Source organism: Paenibacillus sp. TAF43_2 (assembly GCF_052113545.1).
GTDB lineage: Bacteria > Bacillota > Bacilli > Paenibacillales > Paenibacillaceae > Pristimantibacillus.
On sequence record NZ_JBFRDK010000071.1, the window covers coordinates 19512 to 29428 of the forward strand.

Genomic DNA, 9917 nt, shown 5'->3' on the forward strand with positions numbered 1-9917 from the left:
ATTATGACAGCAGCGACAGTTCTTATCGTTTTTAACCATTGATTCATAAGTGGTTGCCTCCTCTGATGTTTAATAATCTATTTCCTATCATAAAGAAAAAAACGATAGGCAGCCATCGATTAGAGTGACATTAAAGGTGACAAGATTGTAAGATGCACTGTAGGTAGAAACAGAAATAGGACGGAGCAGATTAAGCAGCTGCTCCGTCCTATTTTTAAGTAAACTGACTAATGTATCTGGTTATTGTCTGGAACAAAACGTCCATGCTCCGGAACCGCAATTTCTTTAAATTTTTTCGTAAGGAGCTTGAGATTATCAGACAAGGTTGCGCCAAACATCGGTTCCCCGTGACCGGTAATCGCCAAATTCGGATTCAGATCTTTGAGATTTCTAACGGATTGCTCGGCGGCTTTCCAATTCGTCGTAAAGTATTTAGGGGGACCGCTAATTTCCTGCTCCTGTGTGATGACCTTATATAGCGATTCCTGCTTAACTGTTGCAAATGCGTCACCAGCAATCAAAGTGCCATCCTCAGGACGGAAAAATGAAGTATGTCCTGGTGTATGCCCCGGCGTATGAATATACTTCCAGCCGGGCATTCCCGGCAGGCTGCCGTCTGTTGGAAAGGGATGAACTTTGTCGTCGAGGTGAATTCCTTTATGGGGGAAGAAGGTAGAAAGCTCAGACAAGAGACCGCCATGTACAGAGGAGTCCGCGGGCGGATAATCGGATTCTCCGGTCAAATAGGGCAGCTCCAGCTTGTGCGCGTACACGGGCACATTCCAGTGTTCAATCAATTCAATAATGGCACCGACATGATCGAAATGGCCATGAGTAAGCAGAATCGCTTGAGGAGCGGAATCAAAGCGTTCCTCTGCTTCTTTAATGATTTTATGGGCGGATCCTGGCATGCCTGCATCAATAAGGACCCATCCAGCTTCTGGTTTCTTTGGATCACCAACAAAACAAATATTGACGAATTGGATTGAGTAACAATAAACATCAGGCCGATAAGCAAGTCCATTTCCACTAGCAGAAGTCGTTATCGGCACAAAAGAATGCTCGAATGAGCTCTCCAACGTAAAACGCCTCCTTTTTCATCATTCTCTTGTATAAACTGTCCAAATGACTATTGGTTATGCTTTTGGCTTAAGCAGATCTTTATTTTTGGAATGAAATAATAGCAATTGGTACAAATTAAGGTGCATTATTTCTAGGAGGTGATGGTCATGGAGAAAACGTATGATTTACCCAAATTTCCGGAGTCTTATTGGTCAGAAACGTCGAGTCGGCAATCTTCATACGCCATACTTGAAGAAAATATAGAAGTCGATATTGCTGTCGTTGGCGGCGGGATTTCGGGTGTAACAGCTGCTTATTTATTAGCTCAGGAAGGGTTTAAAGTTGCCCTCATAGAAGCGGGTCAGCTTCTTAATGGAACAACGGCGCATACAACTGCGAAGATAACAGCGCAGCATGATCTTATTTATGATGAACTTATGCAGAAAGCTGGAGCGGAAAAGGCAGCATTATATTACAAAGCGAACAATGACGCCCTTCAATTCATTAAGGAAACGATCAAGCTGCATAAAATGGAATGCGGGTATTCCGTACAGGATGCGTATGTTTATACCGATYCAGAGGCATACATAACTAAGCTTGAGAACGAGATGTCTGCTTATTCGTCGCTCGGCATTCCTGGCTCTTTCACCGATCAAATTCCTTTGCAGATACCAGTCAAAGCGGCTGTCATCATGCAGAATCAAGCGCAGTTTCATCCATTGCAATATTTGTATGAGCTTGTGCGGAAGTTCGTGGAAGCAGGTGGATTTATTTATGAGAAAACGACAGCTATTGATGTAGAAACAGGTCCATTGCCGGAAGTGATTACAAGCAAAGGGCACCGTATCAAATGCAAGCATGTCGTTTCTTGTACTCATTTTCCATTCTTTGATGGGCATGGATTTTATTTCTCAAGAATGCATGCAGATCGTTCTTATGTACTCGGCATTCATGTTGAGGATGACATTAAAGGCGGCATGTACATAAGCGCTGAGGACCCGAAGCGCTCCATTCGCTATGTAGAAACGTCGAAAAACACAAGGCTGCTTCTCATTGGCGGTCAAAGCCATAAAACAGGCCAAGGGATCTGTACAATTAATTATTATGAGGAGCTGAAAAGATACGCGGAGCAGCATTTTCGGGTAAAGGAAATTGCGTATCGTTGGTCGGCCCAGGATCTTGTTACTGGCGACAAAATTCCATATATTGGACGAATAACGGAATCTTCCACTAATGTTTTTGTTGCGACAGGCTATCGTAAATGGGGCATGACGAATGGAACAGCCGCCGCTTTGCTTATTAGAGATTTAATTTTGAAGAAGGATAATGCATATGAGGAGCTTTATGCGCCTTCACGCTCGATGTCGTTCGGAACGATCGCGAATCTTATTGTAGATAACGCAGATGTGGCGAAGCATCTTATCGCGGGCAAACTCGAAATGGCACATAAGCGTCCGGAGGATTTGGCACTGGATGAAGGCAGTGTCGTGCTTTTGCATGGAAAAAGAGCAGGAGCTTACAAATCAGAAGATGGAAAATTATTTCTCGTAGACACAACCTGCACACATATGGGCTGTGAAGTGGAATGGAATAATGGGGATCGCACATGGGATTGTCCTTGTCATGGCTCTAGATTTGCGATTAATGGCGATGTGATGGAGGGGCCTGCAGAAGAGCCTTTAAAAACCTTGCATCTTCGGCATTAAAAATGAACCCAGATACGTCAAACTATTCAAAATAAGAAAGGAGTACATCTGTGAAAAAAAAGTGGGACTTAGCAGCTTTAGCATCCATTCCATTAATTATGACGCTCGCTAACTCAATGTTGATTCCCGTATTGCCCTTAATGAAGAAAAAACTGAATATCTCTTCTGTGCAGTCGAGCTTAATCATAACGGTTTATGCTGCAGTCTCGATTATTTGTATTCCAATCGCTGGGTATCTGTCAGATCGTTTCGGACGGAAAATAGTCATTATTATAGGCTTGTCCATAGCAGCGATCGGAGGACTGATATCAGGCTTAGCAGCATGGTTGATGCATTCCCACGTTTATGCGGTCATTTTGGCAGGTCGATTTATACAAGGGATTGGGGCTGCAGGTGCTTTTCCAATTGTGCTTCCGTTAGTCGGTGACATGTTCGAAAGCGAGGAGGAAGTAAGCAGTGGGCTCGGGATGATTGAAACCTCCAATACATTTGGAAAAGTGCTCAGTCCGGTATTAGGTTCGGCGCTTGCCCTTGTTATATGGTACTTGCCGCTTGCTGTTATTCCGTTCATATCTTTAATTTCAATTATTGGGGTTATTTTCCTCGTAAAGGAGCCTAAATCAAAGCAAAAGAAAAAAGAAGAGAGCAGTATAAAGAAGTTTTTTCAATCCATTAAATCGATTCTCGCTGAGAAGGGTCACTGGCTTTATGCAACTTTTGCCATTGGTGGTCTTGCAATGTTCATTATGTTCGGATTTCTATATTACTTGTCATCGGTCTTAGAGGACCATTACAAAATCGAAGGCATCTGGAAAGGATTGCTGCTTGCCATTCCTTTAAGCGCCATATGCCTTGCTTCGTTCATCACTGGAAAAATTGTAGGGGAAAACAAAGCGAAAATGAAGTGGTTTATTGTCATTGGCACTGCTGTACTTGCGGGGATGATGCTGGTTTGTGGAATCATTAATACGAAAGGGATATTTTTTCTAATTACCTTTATGTTCATAAGCGGAGCTGGTATTGGCTTAGCCTTGCCGAGCTTGGACGCTTTAATAACGGAAGGAATAGAGAAAAAACAGCGAGGCACCATTACCTCGCTGTATAGCAGCACACGTTTTATAGGCGTAGCCGTAGGTCCGTTGATCGCATCAGTACTACTCAAAAACGAAGCATTGCTATTTTATTTGTTTGCGGGATTTGCATTGCTTTGCTCCATACTGGCATTGCTGACAATTAAGCCAAGCAATCAAAAATCGACTTCGTGAGAAGGAATATCTATGATCAGCTGCACGAAGCATTTCGAGGATGGGTTAGCTGCATGCTATCCCATCTTTATCACGATCTAGTTTCAATGAGTATCCGGGGTCTCCTTTATGTAAAGGCGCGGCACCAGCTGCTTTAGCAGCTGCACAATTGGCATAATAAACGGTCTCTTCTGTTGGCTTCGGCTGCTCCATCGCTTCATCAACAACGAATAATACACGCGTTCCGTCCTTTAAATCAGTCAAAAGATTTCCAATCCACGAACCAGCGCCGCGATTATCCTTAGGAGAAACATAAGCGATATCCGCACCAGCACCGCCTTCTTTGCACATGGCCATCGGCCATTCATCTCGATCATAGCCCTTTTTGGTTGGAATACCCCGTAATGAGGCTTCACGATTAGCGTTAGCGCCATCTCGATCGATCGTACAAACCGCGGAAGCACCTGCACGAATGGCTGCTGCAATATGCGCCATCGTCTCTGGATAACGATCAGCAGGCAAATGAATCGTCATCCCATACTCTGAAGCAGTGGGAGCCGGCTTTGAATCAGAACTGATAATGAATTGTCCGCATCCTGTGAGGATAAGCGTGAGGGTGAGTAATGCGGCTAACAATGATCTCATGATGTGTCTCCATTTCTAGTCATTTGAAACCATCATACAATACAGCATGCAATTGCGGATAGGATGAGGTTTACAATACTGTGTTAAAACGGATAATTTCGAATATAAAATGAATTCAACGGAGAAAAAAGAAGACCTATCGAGTAGGTCTTCGGAGGAAGTGTTTGAGGATAATATAGCAGCTCAGCGTTTAGAGGGTTATCTGCCGTAACCGCCGAATGCACCACAAGTGCAAGCGATAATAACGAGCAAAATGAAAAGGACCAGAATCGTACCAGTGTTAGTGAAAGCACCGCCAACGTGACCGGACATTTTTCATAGCACCTCCTTTGAATTGAAGATTCTATAGGTTATGCTCCACTTTTGCTCTTTGATTGGGTGTTTGTCATAGAGACATTTTATATATGTCACTAGCCTATGAGAGCCTTTTGTGATGGAGAATTTGGACATTTATTAGGAATTCAGCATATGGGATATGCTTTATTTTAAAACGTGTGCAGAAGGATTAGAGATATCTTTATTTTTAATGAGCTGCAATAAAAGGTCAAAAAATTGTTGACGCTGCTCAGTGGAGAAGTTGCCTAATAATTGCTCTGCAATTTCGGCTTGAAATGCTAGAACTTGACTTATATTCGCTTGCGCGAGTTCGGTGAGCTCCAACAGCGTAGCTCGACGATCAGTCGGATCAGGGATTCGGATAAGTAGCTTATCCCGTTCCAGAGCATCAACAAAATCGGTTACGGTACGCGCTTTAATGCCTAGTTCAGATGCTAGTTCATTCATGCGAATTTTCCCGGCTTTGTAGACGACAGATAGAAGGCGCAGCCTTGGGCCGGTAATTTGATAAGGCATGTTAAGCGCGGATAATTGTGTTTCAAATYCTCTTTGAATATAGTGTGTTGTCCTCATTAATACATGAATGATGTCTATAGGTACCGGATTGTCCGAGTGCGTAAACATAAGTGCCTCCTTGTTCGACGTACAATCGGTATCGCCGAGCTGTTTATTTTCTATTTTAGCTGATTGTTTTCAAGTTGCAAAACTTCGCATACGTTATTAGCTAATACCAGCTATATCATTATTTCATATCTTGACACCTCTAATATTAGTGTGTATCCTCAGTAATATAATATAGTGAGGATACTCACTAAAATGAAAGAAATTTTTAATAGGATTAAATTGATAATTATTGGAGGGAATGGCATGGTTGGTTCGGAATTTAAAAATGGGGACAAGCTGCTGCGAGTACTCGTTGTTACTTTAATATTTTCAGTAATGAACGGCACGATGTTTAATGTGGCTCTTCCGGCAATCGGTGAGGAGTTTAATCTGATTCCTTCACAAGTGAGCTGGATGATGACGTCTTATATGGTGTTATATGCGATTGGATCAATCGTGTTTGGAAAACTAGCAGACAAATATCGTTTAAAGGATTTGCTGACGTATGGACTAATCGTGTTTGCTCTCGGCTCGCTCATCGGCTTGCTTGCTACCGAGTATTGGATGATTATTGCCGGTCGCATTCTGCAAGCAGCTGGCGCCTCGGTGCTTCCAGCTACGGCTATGATTATACCCATTCGATATTTCTCGCCTGAAAAGAGGGGGAGGGCACTAGGAACCTCAGCAATTGGGCTTGCATTAGGAAGTGCTATGGGGCCAGTAGTAGCAGGATTAATTACAAGTGTAGGGAACTGGAGGCTTTTGTTTGTCATATCGCTGCTTCCGTTACTCACACTTCCTTTCTTTCGTAAATATTTGGATCATTCGAAAGGCACTGCGGGGAAAATAGAATTTATTGGCGGTGGCTTGCTTGCTGCGGCGGTTGCGCTCTTCTTGCTTGCGATTACGCAGAGCAGCGGCTTACTCTTCGCAGCAGGGCTTGTGCTGCTCGTTATCTTTATTATCCGAATTAGGACTACGGACAATCCCTTTATTCAGCCAAGGCTATTTCGCAACAAAAATTACTCTATAGGGTTGTTTATAGCTTTCATAACGACAGCGATGAGCTTCAGTTTAACGTTTATGTCACCTCAATTTTTAACAGCATTAAATCATTTATCGCCTAGCAGCATTGGTTTTGTCCTGTTTCCAGCAGCGATTGCCTCAGCGATAATGGGACGCAGGGGCGGCAAATTGGCTGACGAACGCGGCAACTTTACACTCGTTTCTATCGCAGCTTTGTTAATTTTCTCATGCTTCGTGCTTTTATCTACATTTATTGGAGTGTCTCCGTACGTGATAGCGCTCATTCTCATAGCGGGCAATGTTGGACAAACCTTCATGCAAATTGCAATGTCGAATACGATATCTCGGACGTTGCCGAAAGAAGAGACGGGTGTAGGCATGGGATTGTTGTCGATGATCAACTTTATCTCTGGTGCCATTGCGATGAGCTTAATTGGCAAATTGCTTGATAAAGGTTCATCATCCTTTCACTTAAATCCGATTGTGACGAATCCAACAGCGTATATGTACAGTAATATTTTTGTTGTACTAAGTATTGTAATTGTTGTTGCAATCGTTATATATCGTCTGCAGTTTGGAGCAGCTAAAGCTGTTGCACGAGCTAATCAATAATGTATATTCTTGTTGATTGGAATACTACAAATGCTGCTGCTACAAACATTAATAGACGACCTGTAACAAGGAGCATGAGCCCGAAGAAAAGATATTTTGCTAGCGTAGTATCAAACAACGAAATGAATAAATGAAGCAAAGCCTTCCAYGGATTGAATTCGCTGGAGAAAAACAGGAGCATCACCTTCTTTACCTAATTATTGGGATTATACCATTTGAATAGTGGATGATTACAGTTTTTTTTGAGAATGCTCGATGCAGAGTCTAACAAAATAAAGTAACAGCATTCATAAGAAAAAGGGGTGCTCGCCAAGTAGGTTTGCCTACTAGGGGAGCACCCCTTTGTTCGTTTTATAATGGCATTGTCCATACAATTTCAGCGATTCGAACGCAAGCCTGACGGCTGTGTAATTGCAGGAGCACATGGTCCGGTTTTACGTCAATGATAGATCCTTCGATTGCTCCCCTCGTTGTTTCGAGTAATACGCAGCGACCAGTTAAGCGCATGAGGGCTTCTACTACATAAGGATCAATGGCCGATACGGTTTGAATTTGAACAGGATTACTCTGAACTGGACTGACGTTGCTTGGTTGATACAAATTATCCACTCCTTAAATATAGGTTCTAACCCATCATATGCAGATGTCTAGTGCGTGGAGTGGGCTAAAGCCCTGTATTATTATTCGATTCGTTTGACATGCACAAAAGTAATAAATAGGTATAACATACTATTTTTAAAAACCGATGAGAACTACAGTAGATACAGGGGGATAAAGATTGAGAATTACAAAGGAATCACTGGCTGAAAGAATTAATTTAATATCGGAGAGAGCAACTTGGATTTGAGCAGTACAAACGTGATGTTATTTTTATTTGGCTACTCCTCCAATTTAATTTCTATTTTGCTGAATAAAGCAATTAAAAAAGTTGAACAGTTGTTTAATGTTCAACAATAAATGAAAAGAGGACGTTCCATAAGTAGTCATGAGCGCTGGAGTAGTTGCTCGATTTGAACAAAAAAGCTGGATAACATTAAAAAATAGCGGTGCTGGGGGGGGATGCCTGCACCGCTATTTCCTATTGTGGTATATCGCTGCTTGTATAAGTGGAATATGGGTAAGCGAGAGCCTCACCAGCATTAGATTCACTTTAGCAAACTGCGAAGCAGGAACTGAACTCTGCCTGAACTGCTGGTTATTCTTTTTCCAACCCTTTTATCCAGCCCTGACGGCAATCACGCCCGGATTCACTCCAATCATTCGTCTCACTGATCTCACCGAAATCGCATAACATCCTAAGCTCACATCTATCTCTAACGAACTGTATTCTGCTTATTTAGCATAAAACTGCCTTTCTGAAGTTTTAACGAACCGTATAGACGTTATAGCTTGCTGAAGAGGGTGTTAAGCGTTATTTTTATCGGAATAACGTCTCTGGAGTTCGTTAAAATTTTAATCCGTTATAAATGGGTTAAATAAGAGCTGCTGAGTTCGTTAGCTATATGTCTAGCAGGGGGAGAGCATTGTTGGAAGCAGTGAAATCAAAGAAAAGCTTCATCAACCAAACAAAGTAATGGTTGTTCCAAACGTAGATAGATCTACTTTTGAGCGAGCCCCTCTTTATTTTCGTTGAGTAATGAAGATTTTTTTGCTAACGATTACTACATTATCAGGTGTTGAAAAACTAACCTTAATCATCACCATAAGTAACGTTCACTATTTTTTCTTGTTTTTCTTATTGAAACTTCACAGGTGATTGAGCCATTATGTAATTAAAAGGAGTGAAGTTATTGCTAGGTAATTGTTTGTTTAATTTAATTTTAGTAACTACAGTTCCAATTAAGAGAAACTCCATTAACGCAGAATATGATCAAGCGACCTGAGTCCATGAGTGACCACATCCTTAGATTAATTTTATAAATCGATGTACTGCTCCTTATTAAAGACAGGTAATACCTAAACCCAAATCATTTTCAGCATAAAAAATGTAAATATGAGCACTATAATTATTGGGCAATAAAGGACTATAACAATAATTATTGGAGGTTCATTCAATGAGCGTGAAAAAGGATGCTGCTGATTTTCTAGAAAATCAACAATTGCAGCAAGCACAGCAAGAGGTTCAGGTGGCGCATCAATTGATGCAAGTAGAGAGTCAAGAATTACTAGAAGCGGAACAGCTCCTGCAAACGGAGATTCAACATGTTTTACAGGCTCAACAACAAGTGAAACAAGAACAACAAGATATTCAAGCAGCACAACAATTACTACAACAAGCACAAGCTGCTGCTATCGCTTCTCAAAACAATCCACTTCAAGACTCCTAAGAGCTAAAGTGTTGAAACGCAATGGCAATGAAATAAGTGAAGATGAAAAGCCTTCGGATAAATCTGTAGGCTCTTTCATGTGTTCGTGAACAAGATTCGTGTGATTCGTGTGGTAGGGGACATATATAGGATTAATTAATTATGAAACTGGTTCATATTGAAAATCAAGATTCTGAGTCGTCTTGTTTTGCTATTTTAATAAAACTTAAAACAATAACTATTAACTGTAATGTTAATAGAAAAAATTCGATTATATAATTTCTACTTCTATTTCTATTTCTACTCATCGCAATGCCTTCTCTCGACAAATTCTTTGATAATCCCACTAAATTTCAACATACCAAACAAAGTAAGAA

The 9917-nt window shown here is 41.4% G+C and carries 10 protein-coding genes and 1 pseudogene; 5 read left to right on the forward strand and 6 right to left on the reverse strand.

All coding sequences use genetic code 11. From position 1 onward, the window contains the following. Nucleotides 1-227: 227 nt before the first annotated feature. Nucleotides 228-1079: an MBL fold metallo-hydrolase gene (locus AB4Z17_RS16655; RefSeq protein WP_441912303.1), complete on the reverse strand. Its 852-nt coding sequence runs from the start codon at nt 1077-1079 to the stop codon at nt 228-230. 150 nt (nt 1080-1229) lie between these two features. Here AB4Z17_RS16655 and AB4Z17_RS16660 point away from each other — a divergent pair, with 150 nt between their 5' ends. Beyond that, the gene (locus AB4Z17_RS16660; RefSeq protein ID WP_441960928.1) at nt 1230-2768 is read left to right on the forward strand and encodes an FAD-dependent oxidoreductase; all 1539 of its coding nucleotides are present in this window, start codon (nt 1230-1232) and stop codon (nt 2766-2768) included. Between the two features lie 50 nt (nt 2769-2818). Then, complete coding sequence (locus AB4Z17_RS16665; protein ID WP_441960929.1) at nt 2819-4033, forward strand: MFS transporter; 1215 nt, start codon at nt 2819-2821, stop codon at nt 4031-4033. A 45-nt stretch (nt 4034-4078) separates the two neighbouring features. On the opposite strand, the gene AB4Z17_RS16670 is transcribed toward AB4Z17_RS16665, so the two are convergent. From AB4Z17_RS16670 to AB4Z17_RS16685, 4 genes and pseudogenes are all read right to left on the reverse strand, one after another. Continuing rightward, nucleotides 4079-4225, reverse strand: coding sequence for an excalibur calcium-binding domain-containing protein (locus AB4Z17_RS16670; RefSeq protein ID WP_256710905.1), 147 nt, complete (start codon nt 4223-4225; stop codon nt 4079-4081). Between the two features lie 9 nt (nt 4226-4234). After that, a pseudogene (locus AB4Z17_RS16675) lies at nt 4235-4657 on the reverse strand (NucA/NucB deoxyribonuclease domain-containing protein); the annotation flags it as partial. Nucleotides 4658-4855: 198 nt separating this feature from the next. After that, entirely contained in the window at nt 4856-4969 is a 114-nt protein-coding gene (locus tag AB4Z17_RS16680; RefSeq protein ID WP_083681988.1) for a sporulation protein YjcZ, read from the reverse strand. A 168-nt stretch (nt 4970-5137) separates the two neighbouring features. After that, entirely contained in the window at nt 5138-5617 is a 480-nt protein-coding gene (locus tag AB4Z17_RS16685; RefSeq protein WP_441960931.1) for a MarR family winged helix-turn-helix transcriptional regulator, read from the reverse strand. A 243-nt stretch (nt 5618-5860) separates the two neighbouring features. Between AB4Z17_RS16685 and AB4Z17_RS16690 the strand changes: the two genes are divergently transcribed. Next, nucleotides 5861-7234, forward strand: a complete 1374-nt coding sequence (locus AB4Z17_RS16690) for an MFS transporter (protein ID WP_441960932.1) — start codon at nt 5861-5863, stop codon at nt 7232-7234. Between the two features lie 351 nt (nt 7235-7585). On the opposite strand, the gene AB4Z17_RS16695 is transcribed toward AB4Z17_RS16690, so the two are convergent. Then, nucleotides 7586-7834, reverse strand: a complete 249-nt coding sequence (locus AB4Z17_RS16695; RefSeq protein ID WP_339208868.1) for a DUF2642 domain-containing protein — start codon at nt 7832-7834, stop codon at nt 7586-7588. Between the two features lie 385 nt (nt 7835-8219). Between AB4Z17_RS16695 and AB4Z17_RS16700 the strand changes: the two genes are divergently transcribed. Next, nucleotides 8220-8525, forward strand: a complete 306-nt coding sequence (locus AB4Z17_RS16700; RefSeq protein WP_441960933.1) for a hypothetical protein — start codon at nt 8220-8222, stop codon at nt 8523-8525. A 763-nt stretch (nt 8526-9288) separates the two neighbouring features. Then, a complete protein-coding gene (locus AB4Z17_RS16705) occupies nt 9289-9561 on the forward strand; it encodes a hypothetical protein (RefSeq protein ID WP_441912308.1) in 273 nt (90 codons plus the stop codon). The last annotated feature ends 356 nt before the right edge of the window (nt 9562-9917 follow it).